The organism is Peribacillus glennii (genome assembly GCF_003429105.1).
In the GTDB taxonomy this organism is placed as follows: domain Bacteria; phylum Bacillota; class Bacilli; order Bacillales; family DSM-1321; genus Peribacillus; species Peribacillus glennii.
The window spans coordinates 1202433-1222947 of record NZ_QVTD01000003.1 but is presented as its reverse complement, the minus strand read 5'-3'; the positions used below and the strand labels follow the sequence as shown (position 1 = coordinate 1222947).

The following is a 20515-nucleotide window of genomic DNA, read 5'->3' as shown; positions in this document are numbered from 1 at the left end:
CCATCATGTTCATACAAAATAATTATAAAGTAGTTGGCAAGAATATGTAAAGCACTGTTTGTAGCTAGTTTGTGACGATTGCCTGGTATGAACAGGAGGCACATCCTTCCAGCATATTTTCTTTTTCCACAACCTCGGCTGCTTCAAACAAGGATTGAAACATCCCGCTCAAAAAAGCGTTATGCATCGTACATACCACCTCGGGCTCGTTAACGGCCACTTCCTTAAAGGGACAATTGAAGATTTGAAAATATATTTTTGTCTGATCCTCATTTATATGCAATTCCGGAGAAAACCCAGCCATGGTAGCCGCGCTTTTCAGGATGCGTATCTTTTGTTCAAAAGGCAGGCTCTCGATTGGCTGGTTGGCATATGCCGTATTCTTTGCCGCCAATTCATACCCAAATTGTTTACCAGTCTGATATAATGCTTGTTTTCCTTCTTCACCCAGCGAAAGGATGGTTTGAATGGCGATTTTCGATAAAAGCTGATAGTCGCGGAAAGGGAAGTGCAGCTGGACCACATCCTCCGATAAGCGGTAGAGCCTGCTTGGCCGTCCGCCCTTGCCGTTTTTTTTCGTTTTAGATATCAGCATGTTCACATCTTCCAGCTTAGAAAGATGAAGTCTGGCAACATTAGGATGAATATTGAATGAATCTGCTATATCTTGTACGGTAACCTCTTGATGCCGTTTTGTTATGTACTGGTAGATATGATAGCGGGTCGGGTCAGATAACACGTTTGTTATTTTTAACGTTTGTTCCATCCATTTCACCTCATAGAGCTCGATATTTATTCCATTATAATATAGTGGTAACCCTGTAAACCTATATATTTCCAATGTTTAGAAAATGTTCACATTTCAAGTCAAATGAAATAAATAAACAAAGTATTTTTGGGGTTGTCAAATTATCTAAGAATGGATACATTATGAAATCCAGCTTGGTGAAAACAGTACATTACAAAAGAAAAACTAATTGCAAACTGAAACGATGCAGTTAAGATTTTTTTTGCAGAAAAAAGAAGGAAAATGAAAAATGGCGTCGAATTGCATTAGCAAACAGATTTGGAGGTGAAAAATATTTGGAATCGATTGAAAAAACTGCAGAAAGGATCCTTACGCACGCCGTCCGCCTGTCAGCTTCGGACATTCACATTCTTCCCCGCAAAGAAGGCCCGCTCATCCAGTTCCGCATCGATAACAAGCTTTTCCCGCAAGACATGCTCACCCTGGAAGAATCAGATCGGCTTATTTCCCATTTGAAATTTCTCGCGTCGATGGATATCGGTGAAAAAAGGCGCCCCCAAAGTGGCTCGATTACGATGGTCATTGATAAGAAAACAATCGGGCTCCGTTTATCCACCCTGCCAGCCTCTTTTTCAGAAAGCCTTGTGATCCGCTTAATTCCCCAGCAAAACATCCTGCCATTAGAACAGCTTTCCCTTTTCAGCAGTACCGCAAATAAATTAATGGCCCTTTTAAAGCATTCCCATGGAATGATCATATTCACGGGTCCCACTGGATCAGGCAAGACGACAACTTTGTATTCCCTGCTTCATCACGCAAAAGAAATGATCAACCGCAACGTCATTACCCTTGAAGACCCTATTGAGAATAAGTCTGAGCAGGTGCTTCAGGTACAAATCAATGAAAAGGCGGGCATTTCATATTCTGTCGGGTTGAAAGCCGCACTCAGGCATGATCCAGACATTATCATGGTAGGGGAAATACGTGATGCGGAAACCGCGCAGATAGCCGTTAGGGCGGCATTGACCGGGCATTTGATACTGACAACGATGCATACCCGCGATGCAAAGGGAGCGATTTTTCGTCTGCTTGAATTCGGTGTCAGCTGGGTTGAAATTCAACAGACATTGATTGCGGTGACCGCACAAAGGCTATTGGAATTAAAATGCCCGCATTGCAAGGGGAATGACTGTACATCAGCATGTGTATCAGGAGGAAAGAAGTATAAACGGGCGAGTGTGTACGAGCTATTGCATGGCAAAGGACTTGCCCAGGTTTTAAAGAGAGCCAGGGGCGAGCATGCCGAGTATCATTACCGTGAGCTGAAGGATGAGATTGCAAAGGCTGTTGTCATGGGGTATGTAACCCCGGATGAATATGACCGTTGGGTACATGAGCATGAAACGGAGTAAATGGAAGGGCATGGAACAGGCACGATTCTTGATCAAGCTGGGTGAACTGCTTGAAAACGGTTATCCGCTCTCGCATGCCATACAGTTCCTAATGCTCCAGGAATCCAGGAAGAAAGCAGCAGATTTAAATGATGCGCTTCTGAAATTAAGAGAGGGTCACCCGTTGCATGCCGTTTTGGCTTCAATAAATTTTCATCCGCAATTAGTGAGCTATATTTACTATGGTGAAAAACATGGGCATATCGAGCAGGCACTAATGGAAGGAGGCGGCTTTTGGCAGAAAAGGACGGAAGATTTGGAACGAATGAAAAAACTACTTATTTATCCTCTTTTTCTATTCTTCTTTGTGGCCAATATCTTTATTGTCCTTCAGGAAACACTCTTGCCCAAGTTTCAAATGCTCTTTGAATCCATGGAAGTGAAGCAGAATATATTCTTGACGGTCGTCCTGGCTGTTTCAAAAATTTTGCCTGCCATTCCCGTCATTCTAGCCGTTTCACTAATGTTTATCTTTTTTGGCAGGAAGTACTGGTTTTCCAGGATGTGCCCGCTGAAGCGGCGTAAAATCCTTCATAAGATTCCCTTCATAGGAAGATTCCTCAAGCTGTATGACACACAGTTTTTCTCCAGCCAATTAAGCGGATTGCTTTCCGGAGGCTTGTCTATCAATGAAAGCATCCGCCTATTCTCCGAGTCAAGCCAGCCATTCTATCAAAAATTATGCTGCCTGATTAAACAGGAATTGACGGAAGGGAAATCCCTCGAAGATATCTTTCAAGAAATACCTTATTTTGAAAAACATTTAAGCGTCATCATGGCGCACGGACAAAAATATGGAACGCTGGATTCTGAGCTGTTCCATTACAGCAGGTATGTCCTTTCTGCAATCGAAGAAAAGACAGGTGCAGCCATCCGCATCATTCAGCCTTTGCTGTTTTCCATTGTCGGATTATTGATCGTTTCTATCTACTTGGCAGTGTTAATGCCAATGTTTTCACTGCTGGGAGGATTATAAGGAGGAAAAGAATGAATGAAAAAGGGTTTACTTTGATTGAAATGTTAATAGTTTTGCTGGTTATTTCGATATTGTTGATCATAACGGTACCTAACATCACAAAACATCAGTCAACCATACAATCGAAAGGCTGCGAGGCTTTTTTGAAAATGGTCCAGGCACAGGTCCAGGCGTATGAAATCGATAAAAACAAGCTCCCGGCTAACGTTGCTGAGCTTGAAAGCTCTGGTTATTTAAAGCAATCTTCCTGCCCGAACGGGGATGGAGTGAAGATAGACGACAAAGGAGATGTATCGGTCGTTGCCCAAACACCATAGAATCCATGTAATCAAGAACTCTTTCGGAAGCCAAGGTTTCACTCTTTCGGAAATATTGATTGTACTAACTATCTTTATTTTAGTGATTTCTCTGGCATCAGGCTTGTTTCCACATTTTATGAAGAATCAAAATACCGAGCTTTTTCTCCGCCATTTAAGTGATGATATTTATTATGCACAAAGCTATGCCATCAGCCACCAGCAATATATAGAAGTATATATAATTGTTTCTGCGAAGGGGACTGGCGGACAATACTATATCCGGAATGTTTCAAAAGGGGTGTTGCTGGAACGCGATATTCCGGGGGACATAAAATTTCTGGAGGGTACGATGGAATTGAGGCTTTTCTTTGCATCCAATGGCAATATCACAAAATCAGGAGTGTGGAAGGTAAAGACTGCGAACGGGGATTACAAAATCACATTTAATATTGGAAAAGGAAGATTTAGGATTGAAAAACTCTGACGGGTATATTTTTGTAGAGATGCTGGCAGCCTTTTTTGTCTTTTCCTTCATTTGCTTTTCGATTTTGCCGATCTACCAGAAAATTATCGCCGATAAGGATGATGTGAAGATTCGAATGGAGGCTATCCATTTATTATATGAACAATTGCAAGCCTATATGGAGGGGGAGATCGAAGCAGTGGACGAAACGATTACAAAAAATGGGGAGACCTATCATATGAAATGGGAGGCCGAGCCTGTGTTCGCAATGATAAGAGGTTGCATTCATTATAAAAATCATGGAGAAAAAAATGTATCCGTTTGTGATTCTACGAAAAGATAATGGTTTTACTCTAGTTGAAATGCTTGTGTCACTATCGATTTTTATTGTGATTTCTTCATTTGCAGCCGGCCTGTTCACTTTCTTCAAAACGGGCCTTGTAGAGCAGAGCAGCAGCATTAACCAAAAAGAATGGGAGGTTTTTATCAGCCAGTTAAAGCAGGATGTATGGATATCCACCAGCAGGCAAGTGACGGGAAATAGGCTTTATCTCGTAGTTGAAGAGGATGTAATATTAATTGAGCAGTATCAGGATAAGGTGAGAAGACGGTTGAATGGTACCGGCCATGAGGTAATGCTTCAAGAGATATCGAGGTTGGAGGTCGACACCAATGGCAGGGTGGTCACTATTACCATTTATGATAAACAGGGGAAATCTTTCAGCAGGAAGGTAAGGCCGTTTTTTCCGGAAGAAAGGGCGGCCGAAAATGGACAATGAAAAAGGAGCCATTTACCCTGTAGTTGCCATGATTGCAGCCTTCTTTTTATCTTTCACCCTCTTTACGATAGAAAGCTACATTTCAGATAAAAAGTTTTATAAAGAAACCGAGGAAAAATTAATTCTGGAACAGATAATCCGTTTGGCATCCCGCGACTTGATCGCAGAGCTTGAAATAAACGGGCACTTAGCGGAAAAGAAAGGAATCCTTTTTTATCCAAAGGGTGAAGTTTATTTTGAGGCCAGTACATCCGACGATCAAGTAGTAAAAGTCCTCCTGTATGCCAGTACAAAAGACGAACGGAAGACACAATCGCTGTTTCATTATGACATCTCGCAAAAAAAAGTGGTAAAATGGGTAGAAAAATAGTACGGAGTGAACAAGATGAGGAGCATTTATTTAACGGGTTTCATGGGAGCGGGAAAGACTACGGCTGGAATCGCTCTCGGGAATGCGATGGGCATGCGCGTTTTTGATTCGGATGCGGAGATTGAAAGACAACAGCAGCAGACCATTACAGCTATTTTTGCTGAACGGGGGGAAGAGGCCTTTAGGAATATGGAAAGCCAAATGCTTCAGTCTTTGCCAAAACAGAATTGTATCATCACAACGGGCGGGGGCATTATCCTTAAAAGGGAAAACCGGATTTGGCTCGCCAATCATGGCCATTGGGTCTATCTGCATTGCGAACCTGATGAAATTTCCAGGAGGCTTGCAAGTGATGAATCACGCCCCCTTTTGAGCGGGGAACGGAAAAACAACCTGAGGCATATGTTTGAGGAACGGCTGCCGCTGTATTTAGAGGCACCGATTGTCGTGGACACAACAGGAAAAAGAATGGATGAGATTGTGAAAGATATCAGAAAACGAATAAACGAAGCGGAAATAGAGCATACTGTCTAAAGGGTGGTATGTATGAAAACAAATGATTATATCAAATTCCTTACACAGCAATTTGTGAATTATATGGCTGTACCAAAATCCGAAAGGAAACAGCAGCGGGAAAATAAGAAGCAAATCAAGGAACCCTTTGTGAGCAATTGGTTTGGCATCATACCGTTTGCTTTTATGATGCTGCTGAAACGAAAATAATGTGAAAAAATGGCCCATACCATGCGCGTTGGGCCATTTTTTATATTATGTGTGATTAGGGCAAGACGGTTATATTGCTTTTTCAGTAAGATAAAAAAGACCGCCATTCACAACAGAAATATTGATTTTTGGTTCATATTGTGAACGCAGGGCTTCTTTTTCAGTAAAGTAGGTTTCATTTTTTTCTTCCATTTCCTCATAAAAATGCTCAAGCAGCTGCAGGTCATTGTCCCATCTTTTGACCGCTTCCTCTGCCCATGAATGATCATCGCCTTCGAAAGTACGGCGAATGTAGGTGTCCAACCGGTTTAACCCGCTACTAGGCATGATCAGCGGCGACAGGGTATAAGAGAAATCCGGAATTTTTGGAGTGACATGAAGGTTCAGGATCCGGTTGTGGAAGTTTTCCAATATTTCTCCGGTTATCAAGTTCAGTCCCACTGAAATAAAAACGTCTTTTTTTCGGTCACATTTATAGGACACTTTCACGTTTTGGCATAACCATGGAAATAACGGATACTGTCCTCCGGAAAATGGTTTAATATTTTCGAAAAGCCTGATGAAGCTTGCCAGCCTTTTCGTAGACTCGAATATTTGGTGAAGCCGTGGCGAGCCGAAATGAATGTTTTCCCCCTTTAGATCTTCAGGGGTTTTCATTTGGTCCGTAATCATCGTCACCCTCATCGGGTTTGGCTCTCCTCCGGTTTTTTCAAGATAGTGCCAGTAAAATGGCCGGTTCATCAATTCCTTATCCATTTCAATCGTCAATTGAACGACAAAATAGCCGGAATTGTTTTCCACGATCTCGCAGTTGTTCGATTGAAAGTATTTGATGAGAAAATCATGGATTTCCTGTTGCTGCATGTTTTTTTCCCTCCTTCATTTCCTGGGCGAATTGGATCATGGAAGATAGGTTATCCATCTTGATTTTCATTTCGCCTTCACTCCTGGAGTCCCCGACAACATCTATCAGGTATTCCTCGATGTTGCTGATATCAAGTTTGGTCAAAATGTCATCCAGCTCACCGATCACTTTTTCAAACAGATTGATCTTTTCATAAAGCAGCTTCAAAATATGCTCTTCAACGGTGTTCTGCGTGGCAAAGTTATAAATTCTGACATCTTCTTCCTGCCCAAGGCGGTGGACGCGGCCGATCCGCTGTTCAAGCCTCATTGGGTTCCATGGCAGGTCAAAATTGATTAAATGATGGCAAAACTGCAGGTTGATCCCTTCTCCGCCGGCTTCTGTGGCGATCAGGACCTGGGCATGCTTTTGGAATAAGTCCTTCATCCAGTCTTTTTTCCCCCTTTTAAAGCCGCCGCGGAAAGGAACGGATGTAATTCCGTGCTGTTTTAAATACCATTGCAAATACAGCTGGGTTGCCCGGTATTCCGTGAAAATGATGACTTTATCATTGATTTTTTTGATCAGTTCCACGGCCTTTTCGGCCTTGGAGTTTTGTTCCACCTCATTAACTTTTGCATATAGGTTATCGAGTTTGTCCAGAAATTCCTGGGACGGGTTTTCATTTTTCTTTTCCATATTCCTAAGAGTATAAAATACCGCTTCCCGGCTGCTGCAGGCTTCCCTTTGGAGAGTTAAGGCGGAGAAAGTGCTGCCGATTCCCACGGCATTGTCCGGCCGGAATTCAGATATGGCGTCATAAAGGGCCTGTTCGCTTGGCGTAAACTCCACAATGACCGTCTCAACGATCCTCTTTGTCCATTCAATCCCGGTATCCGCCCTTCGATTTCGGATCATCACAGTGTTGACAAGTTCTTTTAAATGATGATCTTCATTAATGGCCGTGCCTCTGCCTTTGTATTTTTCAGAAAACAAAGAAGCGTTTCCTAGATGGCCGGGTTTAAGCAGGGAAACCAGGTGAAAGATTTCTTCAATTTTATTTTGGATCGGCGTGGCGGTTAGCAGAAGGCAGAATTTCTTTTTCAGGCTTTGGGCGAATGCATAATTTTTTGTTTTATTATTTTTTAGTTTATGAGCTTCATCAATGATGATCATATCGTATTCCTGGTTGAAGACAATTGTCCTGTGGGGCTCTCTTTTTGCTGTATCAATGGATGAAACGATCACGTCGCAAGAATCCCAGACATAGCTTTTGTGCTGAACCACAGCGGGAATATGGAATTTTGTATTCATTTCGAAAGCCCATTGTGTAACCAGCGATGCAGGAACTAATATCAATACTTTCTTGACGAGTCCGCGAATCATGTATTCTTTTAAAATAAGTCCGGCTTCAATCGTTTTTCCAAGCCCTACCTCATCAGCCAGGATTGCTTTGCCATTCATGTTTTCAACAACCTGTTTTGCAGCCTCCAATTGGTGTGGAAGAGGCTTTAGCTGAGGAAGGTGCTTTGGTGCCTGCAGGCCTTCGAATTCGGGAATGGCCAGATGTTCTTCTATTTGGACAGCCATTTTGAACAGCTCCCAGTTCGCCCAGGGGCCGTCTTCATTGATTCTTTCCAGGAATTCATCTCCCCATGCTGTATCGGAAGTTATGTTTATTTTCATGATGCCACCTCCTAAAGTAAAAAAAACGGATAAAATAAACGGAAGTCATGATGAAATCGTTTTAATCTATTAAAAGACGAACATTAAGGGTGTTTCTTATGATTAAACACCAGTTTTTTATGTTTTCATTATAAAAAAGATTGCAGATAAATCGTCCTTAATGGTAGGATGAAAGTAACTTTTAAATAGTTAAGATGACTTGGATTATCCAGGCCTGTTTTTTTCATGTGTTGCCAGGCTCGTTGATAGGCCAAGTTTTCTTTTTAGTATGGCCAATCAAAAAAAATTTATAAGCGGATGAAGGCAAGGGGAGAGACTACACCTGCGTAGCGCCGAAGGAGCAAGCTTTATAAGTGAATCTCTCAGGCAAAAGTACTCTTGCCGGACGCAGCTCTGGAGAGCGTCCATTACGATGGGCCACCAAAGGGGAAAACCTTTTCTAGGTAAACTTTCAGGTACCGGGACAGAGAACTGCTCAATTTTTTGAGGAGTTTCTCTGTCCTTTTTTTCAGTTTTTTCGGGGATTTCCGAAACACATGAATGAAGGAGGGAATTTGATGTCTGAATTAAAAAGAACGCCGCTATATCAGGTGTATAAGAAAAACGGGGGAAAAACAATTGATTTTGGCGGCTGGGAGCTTCCAGTCCAGTTTTCCAGTATTAAGGAAGAACATGAGACCGTCAGAACGAAAGTGGGCTTATTCGATGTTTCGCATATGGGGGAAATCGAAGTAAAAGGCCCGGAGAGTATAGCTTTTCTGCAGAGGATGCTGACCAATGATGTTTTGAAGCTTTCGGCAGGAGGAGCACAGTATACCGCTATGTGCTATGCAAATGGCGGGACCGTGGATGACCTGATCGTTTATAAAAAAAGCGAGGGCAACTATCTTCTGGTAGTCAATGCAGCCAATATTGACAAGGATTTCAATTGGCTTCAGGCAAATATTGTCGAAGACGTGGAACTGAACAACATTTCTTCGGAAATTGCACAGCTGGCGATTCAAGGGCCATTAGCTGAAATAGTGCTGCAAAAATTGTCTAAAAATACTGATTTAAGTGAAATTGGTTTTTTTAGATTCAAAGATCAAGTAGACCTGAATGGAATCAATGCGCTGGTGTCGAGAACAGGGTATACAGGGGAAGACGGATTCGAGATTTATTGCAGGAGCGAGGATGCCGTTACGCTATGGAAACAGCTTCTCGAAGCCGGAGAGCAAGAAGGAATTCAGCCAATTGGCCTTGGTGCCAGGGACACACTGCGGTTTGAAGCTAAGCTACCCCTCTACGGCCAGGAGTTGAGCGCTGATATCACTCCAATAGAAGCTGGGATTGGCTTTGCAGTCAAAACAGATAAGAATGCCGACTTCTTTGGAAAAGCGGTGCTTACCGAACAAAAGGAAAAAGGTGCCCCTCGTAAGCTTGTGGGGATCGAAATGATTGACAGAGGAATCCCGCGGCATGGTTATCGGGTTTATTCAGCTGGTGAATTGGCCGGTGAAGTGACAACCGGAACCCAATCTCCTACATTGAAGAAAAATGTCGGTTTGGCTCTTTTAAAGAAAGAGTTTACGGATCTCGGCACGGAGGTTGAAGTGGAAATCCGTTCTAAACGACTCAAAGCGAAAGTGGTTGCCACACCTTTTTATAAACGACCTAAAAAATAGAGGGGAAGGGTTATTCCTATGAAACATCGCTATTTACCGATGACGGACCAAGACAAACAAGAAATGCTCGATGCGATTGGTGTCGCAACTGTTGATGAACTGTTCCAAGATATACCGGAAAGTGTTAGATATAAGGGAGAATACAATATTAAACCAGCAAAATCGGAATCTTCCTTATTAAAAGAAATGACAAAATTAGCGGCGAAGAATGCCGATGTAAAAAGCCATGCTTCCTTCCTTGGGGCCGGTGTTTATGACCATTACGCACCGGTTATTGTGGATCATGTGATTTCACGTTCTGAATTCTATACGGCCTATACGCCATATCAGCCGGAAATTTCACAGGGGGAGCTTCAGGCAATCTTTGAGTTCCAGACAATGATCTGTGAATTGACAGGCATGGACGTAGCCAATTCATCCATGTATGACGGGGGTACTGCGCTAGCGGAGGCCGCGATGTTAAGCGCAGGACAGACACGCCGTAAAAAAATACTTGTGTCCGCAGCGGTCCATCCGGAATCCAGGGACGTAATCAAAGCCTATGCAAAGGGGCAATACGTAGAGGTTATTGAAATCCCTTATAAGGACGGGATAACAGATATCGAGGCCCTGAAGGAGTCAATCAGTGACCAAATTGCCGGTGTGATCGTCCAATACCCAAATTTTTTCGGGAGAATCGAGCCGCTTAAAGAAATTGAAGAAATCGTACACACCCAAAAAGCGATGTTTATTGTTTCAAGCAACCCTCTTGCACTTGGTGCACTTACGCCTCCCGGCAAGCTTGGTGCCGATATTGTGGCAGGCGACGCCCAGCCTTTTGGCATTCCTGCAGCCTTTGGAGGTCCGCACTGTGGATATTTCGCGGTAACAAACAAATTGGTGAGGAAGGTTCCGGGGAGGCTTGTCGGCCAGACAGTGGATGAGAACGGCCAGCGTGGATTCGTTCTGACATTGCAGGCACGCGAACAGCACATCCGTCGTGATAAAGCGACTTCCAACATTTGTTCGAACCAGGCGCTAAATGCCCTGGCTGCTTCGGTGGCAATGACTGCCCTAGGGAAAACAGGTGTCAGGGAAATGGCAGTGCAAAACATTCAAAAAGCACATTATGCCAAAAAAGCGTTAAAGGCAAAAGGATTGGATGTCATATTTGACGGCCCTTCATTCAACGAGTTTGTTGTAAAGCTTCCTGCTTCATATACACAAGTCAATGATCGGCTTTTCAAGAGCGGAATCATTGGCGGCTTCCATCTGGGAACAGTCTACCCGGAACTTAAGGATCATATGCTTGTGGCGGTTACGGAGCTGCGTACGAAGGACGAAATTGATGCATTAGCGGAAGAATTGGGGGATGGCCATGAATAAACAGGATCAACCATTAATATTTGAAATCAGCACACCGGGGCGAATCGGCTTTAGCCTTCCGGAAATGGATGTGGAAGCTGTTGCAATGGAAGATATTCTTCCATCTGAATATATCCGCGAAGAAGCGGCTGCATTGCCTGAGGTTTCGGAACTGGACATTATGCGCCACTATACAGCTCTTTCCCATCGTAACCATGGAGTGGACTCCGGTTTTTATCCGCTTGGTTCTTGTACGATGAAATACAACCCGAAAATCAATGAAAATGTTGCAAGGATGAATGGCTTCGCCCATGTACATCCGTATCAGGATGAACGGACTGTACAAGGTGCTTTAGAATTAATGTATGACCTTCAGGAACACTTGATTGAAATTACCGGCATGGATCAGGTTACGCTCCAGCCGGCAGCAGGTGCGCATGGAGAGTGGACAGGGTTAATGATGATCCGCGCTTATCATGAAGCAAATAGCGATACGGACCGCACAAAAGTGATTGTCCCGGATTCTGCCCATGGAACAAACCCTGCTTCTGCAACGGTTGCCGGCTTCGAAACCGTTACGGTAAAATCGGATGAGAACGGACTTGTTGATCTTGAAGATTTGAAGCGAGTTGTTGGTGATGATACAGCCGCATTGATGCTGACAAATCCGAACACACTTGGTTTATTCGAGGAAAATATTTTAGAGATGGCGGAAATCGTCCATAACGCCGGGGGCAAGCTTTATTATGACGGAGCGAATTTAAATGCCGTCTTATCCAAAGCCCGTCCAGGAGACATGGGCTTTGATGTGGTCCATTTAAACCTTCATAAAACATTCACCGGCCCTCATGGCGGGGGAGGTCCGGGATCCGGTCCGGTAGGCGTGAAAAGCGATTTAATTCCCTTCCTGCCAAAACCGCTGGTGACTGAAAAGGACGGCCATTATTTTCTTGATTATGACCGGCCGCAATCCATTGGCCGTGTAAAGCCTTATTACGGAAATTTCGGCATCAATGTACGTGCGTATACGTACATCCGTTCAATGGGGCCGGATGGCCTTAAGGCTGTCACAGAAAACGCAGTGATCAATGCGAATTATATGATGAGAAGGCTGGCTCCTTACTTTGATCTTCCATATGATAGGCATTGCAAGCACGAATTCGTGTTAAGCGGCAGGCGCCAAAAGAAGTTGGGCGTCCGCACCCTGGATATTGCCAAAAGGTTGTTGGATTTCGGATATCACCCGCCAACCATCTATTTCCCGCTTAATGTCGAGGAATGCATGATGATTGAGCCGACGGAAACGGAATCGAAAGAAACTTTGGATGCTTTCGTCGATGCCATGATCCAGATAGCAAAAGAAACGGAAGAAACGCCGGAAGTTGTCCAGGAAGCACCGCATACCACGGTAATTAAACGTTTGGACGAAACACTTGCAGCCCGAAAGCCTGTTCTTCGCTATCAAGCGTAATAAGCAAAAGCCCTTGTCAGCTGACAAGGGCTTTTATTGGATCAGTCCTCCGGTGTGGTAACGCGTTGGCGCACCTGGGATTGATTCCTATTTTGATTAGTTCTTTCTCTTTATTTTTCCGCTCCACTGTTTGAAGCCGCCCTTTAGGTGATACAGTTCTTTGTATCCTTTCCGGTGCAGCATTTGTCCTGCCCTGCCGCTTCTAAGTCCGCTTTGGCAGTATAAATAGACGGGCTTGTCCGCGCGGAGTTCATTCAGGCGGGTTTTCAGCTGTGATAGAGGAATATTTCTTGCTCCCAAGATGTGTCCGCCTTCAAATTCGCTCGGTTCCCGTACATCTATCAATTGTGATTTCCGATAACCTTCAATGAATTCTTCCTGGCTTAAAGTCTTGACAACCCGGCGCTGGTTTAACCAGTTAAAAATTGAATAAGCAATGAGGGCGGCTAGGATCGCCAATAAAATAAATATCGAAGTCAATGCGATAAACCCCTTTCTCTGCTAAAGCAATACAGACATATTTATTATAGTATTGAATCAGCATTTAATCAAAAAGTTTTTTCTGCATTGAATGTGTTTGCCAACAGGAGCCCGATTGCTTTTTATTAGCTGGCAAGTTTGGTAAACTACTATAGTAATCATGACAGCAAAGAAGGTATTAATATGAGAAAAGAAGTTTGGGCTTTCATTGATTCCGGAGATTGTGAACCTGCCTTTAATATGGCAATGGATGAAGCTCTGTTGAATTGGCACAGCAAAGGCGAGATACCGCCGGTAGTCCGCTTCTATGGCTGGAATCCTCCCACCCTGTCGATCGGGTATTTCCAAAAAGCAGAAAAGGAAATCAATCTTGAAGAAGTGAAAAAGCATGGTGTAGGCTTTGTCAGAAGGGCGACTGGCGGCAGGGCAGTTTTGCATGAGCATGAACTTACATACAGTGTAATTGTTTCGGAAGAATATCCTGATATGCCGAAGAATGTTACGGAAGCGTATCGTGTCATTTCCGAAGGTATTCTAAGAGGTTTTACCAATCTCGGCCTGGAAGCATATTTCGCCGTTCCAAAAACCGATACGGAAAAGGCTGCTTTACGGGAACCCCGGTCTTCTGTTTGCTTTGATGCACCAAGCTGGTATGAATTGGTGGTTGAAGGAAGAAAGGTAGCCGGCAGTGCACAAACCCGTCAAAAAGGAGTCATTTTACAGCACGGTTCCATATTGTTCGATCTCGATGATGAAAGATTGTTCGGCATGTTCAAATTCCCAAATGACAGGGTTAAAGAAAGAATGATGAAAAGCTTCAAAAGCAAAGCAGTCGCGATTCACGATCTTACTGACCGTAAAATTGGAATACCTGAAGCTAAGGAAGCTTTTAGGAAAGGTTTTCAAGATGGTCTTGAAATTGAACTGCAGCCGTATGCTCTAACCGAAAAGCAACTGGAAGAAGTGTATGAGCTTGCTAAAACAAAATATGAGAGTGATGAATGGAATTTCATGAGATAATGAACCGGGAAAAAAGCGGCTTTACGTCGCTTTTTTAATTTTGGCAGAAAAAAATTTTTTTCTTGCTTTATCAGGATTTTACGTTCTCCCAGTAATAACGGGACTTCACCCTATAGTGGAAAAATACAAGTGCTAAAATGGTCGAAAAAAGAGGAAATAGCACTAATTATCGATTAATTTCTTTGATTTTCTTGCTGATTGTGCGTTTTTTTCAGTTTGACAAAAATCATTGTGGAATATCTTTGACACTATATATAGTATAAGCTAAAATAATCCAAACACTATATATTGTGTATTTGAAGTTTCGACATACTTAATTAAGGGAATTGTCATTGAAGTATCGAAAAATCTACATAGATATTTCACAACTAAGATGTAAATGTGATTAAAGGAGAGGGAGCCATGTCTGTTGTTTTGAGACAGCCAATGAAGATTGATGTTGAAAGATTGAATAAGGATATTTCCTTATTCCCGCAGGTGCACGAAATCACGCCTGACATGTTTCGGACGCATAAAGGCGTTTCAAGATTGGTAATGATTGACCGATATTCATTCAAGGACACTGAAAAAGTTACCTTGACCAATGGTGATTTTGTTGTTTTGACAATTAAAGAAGATCCTAAATTCCCTGCCAGGGGGACGGGCTTCATCCTTAACATCGATTGGCAAAATAAGACCGCAGATGTACTGGTCGATGAAGAATATAGAGGGGCGCTTGATAAGCCGGAAGAAATGCAAACGGGTGTGATCAACCGACCTCTTGATGTGATCGAAAAACCTCTTGAAATCTACTATGAACAAATCGCGAAAAGAAACGCAACCGGATTGGCCGCGGTGGAAACCACCGAGGAAAAGCGAAAAGAATGGTTTGAGAAGTTTTATCAGGAGCTTGCCGATTTGAACTTTGTTCCTGCAGGCCGTGTTCTATACGGTGCAGGGTCAGAGACTGAAGTTACATTCTTCAATTGCTATGTGATGCCTTTTGTCCAGGATTCCCGGGAAGGCATTTCCGAACACCGCAAGCAGGTTATGGAAATTATGAGCCGCGGCGGTGGAGTAGGCACAAACGGTTCCACTCTTCGTCCAAGAAACACGCTGGCAAAGGGAGTAAACGGAAAATCATCGGGTTCTGTATCCTGGCTTGATGATATTGCAAAATTGACGCACCTGGTTGAACAGGGCGGGAGCCGCCGGGGCGCCCAGATGATCATGCTTTCAGACTGGCACCCTGATATCATTGAATTCATCATTTCAAAAATGCAAAATCCAAGGATTCTCCGTTACCTGATCGAAAATACAAGTGATGATACCATCAAGAAATATGCCAAAGAAAAATTGAAATTCACGCCCCATACAGAGCAGGAAGAAGCAATGTACCAGGGGATTGTCAATTTTAAGCACATTCCTGGCCAAGGCGGCTTCAACGATAAAATCATCAATGAAGCAGAAAACAAATTGGCAGCCGGGGGAACTTACAGTGTCCACAACCCGGAATTCCTCACAGGTGCCAACATTTCTGTGTGTTTGACCAAGGAATTCATGGATGCGGCTGAGAATGATGCCATTTATGAACTCCGCTTTCCTGATGTTGAAAGCTATGATACAGAGGAAATGAAAATTTATAATGAACAATGGCATAATGTCGGGGATGTCCGCGAGTGGGAAAAGCAGGGGCACAAAGTCCGTGTTTACCGTAAAATAAAGGCCAAAGAACTTTGGAACTTAATCAATATTTGTGCTACGTACTCTGCAGAACCAGGCATTTTCTTTATCGATAATGCCAATGACATGACGAATGCCAAGGCGTATGGCCAGCAGGTAGTGGCGACGAACCCTTGTGGGGAACAACCGCTAGCTCCATACTCAGTCTGCAACCTCGCTGCAGTAAACCTTGCGGAGATGGCAGACAAAGAAACAAAAACCGTTAACTTTGAAAAGCTGCAAAAGACTGTCGAAATCGGTGTCAGGATGCAGGATAATGTCATTAACGCCACCCCTTATTTCCTTGAGGAAAATAAAAAGCAGGCTCTCGGCGAACGCCGTGTGGGCCTTGGGGTAATGGGCCTGCATGACCTATTGATTTATTGCGAGACCGAATATGGTTCCGAGGAAGGCAATGTCTTGATTGATAAAGTGTTTGAAACTATTGCCACTACCTCTTATCGTGCTTCAATAGAATTGGCAAAAGAAAAAGGAAGCTTCCCATTCCTTGACGGCGAAACCCAGGAAGATACGAACCGTTTAAGAAAAGCCTTCATTGAAACTGGCTTCATGAAGAAAATGCCTAATGATATTAAAGACGGTATACTGGAAAATGGTATCCGCAACTCACACTTGTTAACTGTTGCGCCAACTGGAAGCACTGGAACAATGGTCGGCGTCTCAACAGGATTGGAACCTTACTTTTCGTTCACATATTTCAGAAGCGGACGCCTCGGAAAATTCATTGAAGTGAAAGCCGATATTGTACAGGAATACCTGGATCGAACTCCGGAAGCTGATCCGGATAACCTGCCGAACTGGTTTGTATCTGCGATGGAACTTGCACCGGAAGCCCATGCCGATGTGCAGTGTATCATCCAGCGCTGGATTGACAGCTCGATCAGTAAAACAGTGAATGCACCAAAAGGGTATACTGTTGAACAGGTCGAAAAGGTTTATGAACGCCTGTACAAAGGAGGAGCAAAGGGAGGAACGGTGTATGTTGACGGAAGCCGTGACTCTCAAGTGCTTACCTTGAAAGCCGAAGAGAACAATCTTGATGAGTTTGAATTGGAATTTGAAGATGATAAGAAAAAAGTGGTCCTTTTGGACACCATTAATGAATTGCGCTCTACAGACGTCACAATCGGATCAGAGGTAGGCAACACTTGTCCGGTATGCCGTAAGGGTGAAGTAAAGGAAATGGGCGGCTGCAACACTTGTACAAATTGTGGTGCCCAATTGAAATGCGGCTTGTAAAATAGCAGTAGGTTTAAAACCCGGCAGCAAATGAAGTGACCCCAATAAAGTTAGACAGGTTATTTCATTAGGCAGATTGGAGGGCATGAACTCGGTATTGTACCGGGCTCATGCCTTTTAATTTTGCCTTAATTCGTTTGTGGTTATAGTAATGGATATATTTCACTAGTTCGTCCTTAAAGTGCTGAATACTTTCAAATTCCTTTAGATAAAGAAATTCTGATTTCAGGATGCCAAAGAAATTTTCTACAACGGCATAATCGTAACAGTTTCCCTTACGAGACATACTTTGTGTAATTCCTCGTCCTTTTAGGGTGTGCTGGTATTTTTTCATTTGATAATGCCAGCCTTGATCGGAATGAAGGAGGAGTGTATCATCCTCTGTTAAACGATCAAAAGCTTGATCTAACATAGTTGAGACGAGTGAGTAGGCTGGTCTTGTTCCCATTGTATATGTAATTACTTCACCATTATATAAATCCAAAATGGGGGATAAATATAGCTTCTCTCCAAACAATTTAAACTCCGTAATATCAGTTGCCCACTTCTCCTTTGGTTTTTCAGCCTTAAAGTTACGGTCCAAAATTTAGGAGCTATTTTGCCAACTGTTCCTTTGTAAGATCTATATTTCTTCATACGAACTAAACATTTTAGACCTAGTTCATTCATGATTCGTTGTACTCTCTTATGATTTACCTTGTGGCCTGGATTTCTTAGCTCGTCACGGATACGGCGGTAGCCATACCACCCCTCATGTTCGTCAAAAATAGTCTGAATGCAATTTTTTAGTTCTGCATCTGGATCAGGCTGACCCATTTTTTTCACCAAGTAGTAATAGGAGCTACGAGGGATATCCGCCAGTTTAATAAGAGCGTTCACCGGAAAGTTATGCCTTAATTCATAGACTACTTGCGCTTTGTCTTGTTTGGTGATTTTTCCTTGTTTTGAACTAAGGCATTCAACTTTTTTAAATAGGCATTCTCCATACGTAAACGTTCTAATTCTTCCTGCAAAGTTTCTGTAGTTCCTTTTTTGTCCGGTTTTTGATTATCTTTTTTCATGGGAAGACGCCCCTTTATCTTTGGATTTAAGGCGTCTATTCCTCCAGACTCAAAAGCCTTTAACCATTCGCGCACCCTTGAGGGAGAAGGGATATTAAAAATGGCAGCTGTTTCATTTATAGACGTCCCATTATCGTTCATATAGTTTAGTACGTCTAGTTTATATTGAACGGAATAGTTTGTATAGCGTTTTAGAAATGCTTCATTGCCATGAAGTTCGTATTGTTTAATCCAATTTAGAAATACAGAGGAATGTACACCGATTCTCTCAGCAATGATTCTATGTCCTTCACCACCACTTAAATACTGTTTTACTCCGTTAATTTTTTGTTCTACTGTAAATTTGGCCAATAAAAAAGCACCTCCAATTATTAGACTTCAAGTGTCTAACAATTGGGGTGCAGTTCACAAATCCTGCCGGGTTTTTTAGTCTGCGCCATCAAGTTACATATATGGCGCTTCAAACGGCACAATTCTATTTGCCATGGATTTCAGTTCAATTGTTCAATAAACATTACCGTTTAAATGGCTTTTTTATTCGTTATTACTCCAATAACCTATTTAGGTCATTAATTTCCTTATTTTGTTCGAGATCTTTTCATCAAGTTAGGACAATATACAACTAATAAACATTTGCTGAGGTGTAGGAATGGTAAAGCAGAAACTAGAAAATGAAGTCAGTGTCTGGTGCATAATAAGCATGGCATCGATTCCCCTTGTGATGACACTTGGCAATTCCATGCTCATTCCTGTCCTGCCAATGCTTGAGGATAAGGTAGGCATCACTTCATTTCAATCCAGTATGATTATCACCAGCTATTCCCTTGCTTCCATATTTTTGATCCCGGTTGCCGGTTATTTATCAGATAAGTTTGGCAGAAAAAAAGTACTCATTCCAGCCTTGATCATAACCTTAATTGGAGGGTTAATCGCTGGCTATGCTTCATGGAAGAGTGAAGAGCCCTTTACTTGGATTATTATAGGGCGGATATTGCAAGGGATCGGGGCTTCGGGAGCTTTTCCGATCATTTTGCCATTAGTAGGCGATTTGTATAAAGATGATGATGAAAAGACAAGCTCCTGCTTGGGCATCATAGAGACCGGCAATACATTCGGAAAGGTGCTAAGCCCGATACTAGGATCTATATTTGCCGCGGTTTTATGGTTTTTGCCGTTTTTCTCGATTTCCTTTTTTAGTCTCATTTCCATTGCCCTCGTCTTTTTCTTTATAAGAGTACCCAAAGAGAAAGAGGAACCAAAGAAGTTCAAGGATTTTATCCATTCAACCAAAAGGATTTTTAAACGAGAAAGAAAATGGCTGTTTACCGTTTTTTTGTTGGGTGCCTTTCTAATGCTAATTTTATTTGGGGTACTGTTTTTCATGTCGGACACACTAGAGAAGCTGCACGATTTAAAAGGTATAATAAAAGGGTTTATCATGGCGATCCCTCTGCTTCTGCTCTGTATTGCTTCATATATAAGCGGAAAGAAAATAAAAGGCAGCCTGTCTTTAATGAAAAAACTGATTATGGCCTGCCTGATTGTTATTTCTGTTAGCGTCGTATTTGTGGGCTTTGCCAAAGAGAGGCTGTTCATTCTGTTGGTGGTCACCAGCCTGGTTGGCATTGCGATAGGCGCATTGCTTCCAACATTGGATGCTATGATTACCGAAAATATAGAGAAAGAAGAAAGAGGAACCATTTCGTCCTTTTATAGTTCCACCAGATTTATCGGCGTGGCATTCGGGCCACCCATTATGTCCATTTTGATGGAAAACTATTTAAATGTAACCTATATTGTTTCGGGAGTCATAGGCATACTACTCTTATTCATTGTTTGGAAATGTATTCACAGCGATAAATCGCAACCCAATAAGACGCATTCATAGAAAAGAGGAAGCCCGGTCACATTTGATTTGTAACCGGGCGTTAGTATTGCACGCTGTTTGGATCAACTATAAATTTTCATTTTGCTGTCCAATTTCTTGACCTGCCAAAATTCCGTTTGCCGTTTTTAGAAACATATATTCATCTACAGAATCGCCTGGAACATTATTTGCATTCGGATAGGTATGGTCTGTTTCAATGGTAAGCTTGGGTTCCTTTGGGGCATATGTCTCATATTGTTGCTCTCTTTTTTTCATTTGAATTGTCTCCTTCTGCTGGAAATGATTTT

20 protein-coding genes, 1 pseudogene and 2 riboswitches are annotated in these 20515 nt (G+C 42.7%); of the genes and pseudogenes, 15 read left to right on the top strand and 6 right to left on the bottom strand.

Annotated elements, in window-relative coordinates; translation table 11 throughout:
• Positions 1-64: 64 nt before the first annotated feature.
• The gene (locus tag D0466_RS07410; RefSeq protein WP_117321862.1) at positions 65-766 is read right to left on the bottom strand and encodes a helix-turn-helix transcriptional regulator; all 702 of its coding nucleotides are present in this window, start codon (positions 764-766) and stop codon (positions 65-67) included.
• A gap of 317 nt (positions 767-1083) precedes the next feature.
• On the opposite strand from D0466_RS07410, the gene comGA reads away from it, so the two are divergent.
• Genes comGA through D0466_RS07365 form a run of 9 tightly spaced genes read left to right on the top strand, consistent with a single transcriptional unit; the run spans position 1084 to position 5809 of the window.
• Positions 1084-2160, top strand: a complete 1077-nt coding sequence (gene comGA / locus D0466_RS07405; protein WP_117321861.1) for a competence type IV pilus ATPase ComGA — start codon at positions 1084-1086, stop codon at positions 2158-2160.
• Positions 2147-3175, top strand: a complete 1029-nt coding sequence (gene comGB, locus D0466_RS07400) for a competence type IV pilus assembly protein ComGB (RefSeq protein ID WP_158555860.1) — start codon at positions 2147-2149, stop codon at positions 3173-3175. The genes comGA and comGB overlap by 14 nt, the downstream gene beginning before the upstream one ends.
• A gap of 11 nt (positions 3176-3186) precedes the next feature.
• A complete protein-coding gene (gene comGC / locus D0466_RS07395; protein ID WP_117321859.1) occupies positions 3187-3492 on the top strand; it encodes a competence type IV pilus major pilin ComGC in 306 nt (101 codons plus the stop codon).
• Positions 3493-3547: 55 nt separating this feature from the next.
• Positions 3548-3958: a competence type IV pilus minor pilin ComGD gene (gene comGD / locus D0466_RS07390; protein WP_142919902.1), complete on the top strand. Its 411-nt coding sequence runs from the start codon at positions 3548-3550 to the stop codon at positions 3956-3958.
• On the top strand, positions 3945-4280 hold the full coding sequence (gene comGE, locus D0466_RS07385) for a competence type IV pilus minor pilin ComGE (protein ID WP_117321857.1): 336 nt from the start codon (positions 3945-3947) through the stop codon (positions 4278-4280). The genes comGD and comGE overlap by 14 nt, the downstream gene beginning before the upstream one ends.
• Entirely contained in the window at positions 4237-4716 is a 480-nt protein-coding gene (gene comGF / locus D0466_RS07380; protein ID WP_117321856.1) for a competence type IV pilus minor pilin ComGF, read from the top strand. The genes comGE and comGF overlap by 44 nt, the downstream gene beginning before the upstream one ends.
• On the top strand, positions 4706-5086 hold the full coding sequence (gene comGG, locus D0466_RS07375) for a competence type IV pilus minor pilin ComGG (RefSeq protein ID WP_117321855.1): 381 nt from the start codon (positions 4706-4708) through the stop codon (positions 5084-5086). The genes comGF and comGG overlap by 11 nt, the downstream gene beginning before the upstream one ends.
• A 15-nt stretch (positions 5087-5101) precedes the next feature.
• A complete protein-coding gene (locus D0466_RS07370) occupies positions 5102-5620 on the top strand; it encodes a shikimate kinase (RefSeq protein ID WP_117321854.1) in 519 nt (172 codons plus the stop codon).
• A 12-nt stretch (positions 5621-5632) separates the two neighbouring features.
• Positions 5633-5809 (top strand): YqzE family protein, encoded by a 177-nt coding sequence (locus D0466_RS07365; RefSeq protein WP_117321853.1) that lies wholly within the window; start codon positions 5633-5635, stop codon positions 5807-5809.
• A 69-nt stretch (positions 5810-5878) separates the two neighbouring features.
• Here the strand turns inward: D0466_RS07365 and D0466_RS07360 are convergent, their stop codons facing one another.
• Both D0466_RS07360 and D0466_RS07355 read right to left on the bottom strand, forming a co-directional pair.
• The gene (locus D0466_RS07360; protein WP_117321852.1) at positions 5879-6673 is read right to left on the bottom strand and encodes a YqhG family protein; all 795 of its coding nucleotides are present in this window, start codon (positions 6671-6673) and stop codon (positions 5879-5881) included.
• Positions 6651-8339, bottom strand: coding sequence for a DEAD/DEAH box helicase (locus D0466_RS07355; RefSeq protein ID WP_117321851.1), 1689 nt, complete (start codon positions 8337-8339; stop codon positions 6651-6653). The genes D0466_RS07360 and D0466_RS07355 overlap by 23 nt, the downstream gene beginning before the upstream one ends.
• A 297-nt stretch (positions 8340-8636) precedes the next feature.
• Positions 8637-8727: riboswitch (glycine riboswitch) on the top strand.
• Positions 8728-8730: 3 nt separating this feature from the next.
• Positions 8731-8808, top strand: a riboswitch (glycine riboswitch).
• A gap of 88 nt (positions 8809-8896) precedes the next feature.
• Between D0466_RS07355 and gcvT the strand changes: the two genes are divergently transcribed.
• From gcvT to gcvPB, 3 genes are read left to right on the top strand one after another with little or no spacing between them, the layout of a single operon-like run.
• The gene (gcvT, locus tag D0466_RS07350) at positions 8897-10003 is read left to right on the top strand and encodes a glycine cleavage system aminomethyltransferase GcvT (RefSeq protein ID WP_117321850.1); all 1107 of its coding nucleotides are present in this window, start codon (positions 8897-8899) and stop codon (positions 10001-10003) included.
• A gap of 18 nt (positions 10004-10021) precedes the next feature.
• Entirely contained in the window at positions 10022-11368 is a 1347-nt protein-coding gene (gene gcvPA, locus D0466_RS07345) for an aminomethyl-transferring glycine dehydrogenase subunit GcvPA (RefSeq protein ID WP_117321849.1), read from the top strand.
• On the top strand, positions 11361-12818 hold the full coding sequence (gene gcvPB / locus D0466_RS07340) for an aminomethyl-transferring glycine dehydrogenase subunit GcvPB (protein WP_117321848.1): 1458 nt from the start codon (positions 11361-11363) through the stop codon (positions 12816-12818). Before gcvPA ends, gcvPB begins: the two co-directional genes overlap by 8 nt.
• Before the next feature lie 96 nt (positions 12819-12914).
• On the opposite strand, the gene D0466_RS07335 is transcribed toward gcvPB, so the two are convergent.
• The gene (locus D0466_RS07335; RefSeq protein WP_117321847.1) at positions 12915-13298 is read right to left on the bottom strand and encodes a rhodanese-like domain-containing protein; all 384 of its coding nucleotides are present in this window, start codon (positions 13296-13298) and stop codon (positions 12915-12917) included.
• A 183-nt stretch (positions 13299-13481) separates the two neighbouring features.
• On the opposite strand from D0466_RS07335, the gene D0466_RS07330 reads away from it, so the two are divergent.
• Positions 13482-14318, top strand: coding sequence for a lipoate--protein ligase family protein (locus D0466_RS07330; protein ID WP_117321846.1), 837 nt, complete (start codon positions 13482-13484; stop codon positions 14316-14318).
• Positions 14319-14720: 402 nt separating this feature from the next.
• Complete coding sequence (locus D0466_RS07325) at positions 14721-17279, top strand: vitamin B12-dependent ribonucleotide reductase (protein ID WP_117321845.1); 2559 nt, start codon at positions 14721-14723, stop codon at positions 17277-17279.
• A gap of 67 nt (positions 17280-17346) precedes the next feature.
• Here D0466_RS07325 and D0466_RS07320 read toward each other — a convergent pair.
• A pseudogene (locus D0466_RS07320) lies at positions 17347-18691 on the bottom strand (IS3 family transposase).
• A gap of 298 nt (positions 18692-18989) precedes the next feature.
• Between D0466_RS07320 and D0466_RS07315 the strand changes: the two are divergent.
• Entirely contained in the window at positions 18990-20228 is a 1239-nt protein-coding gene (locus D0466_RS07315) for an MFS transporter (protein WP_117321844.1), read from the top strand.
• A 66-nt stretch (positions 20229-20294) separates the two neighbouring features.
• Here the strand turns inward: D0466_RS07315 and D0466_RS07310 are convergent, their stop codons facing one another.
• The gene (locus D0466_RS07310; protein WP_117321843.1) at positions 20295-20483 is read right to left on the bottom strand and encodes a hypothetical protein; all 189 of its coding nucleotides are present in this window, start codon (positions 20481-20483) and stop codon (positions 20295-20297) included.
• Between the last annotated feature and the right edge of the window lie 32 nt (positions 20484-20515).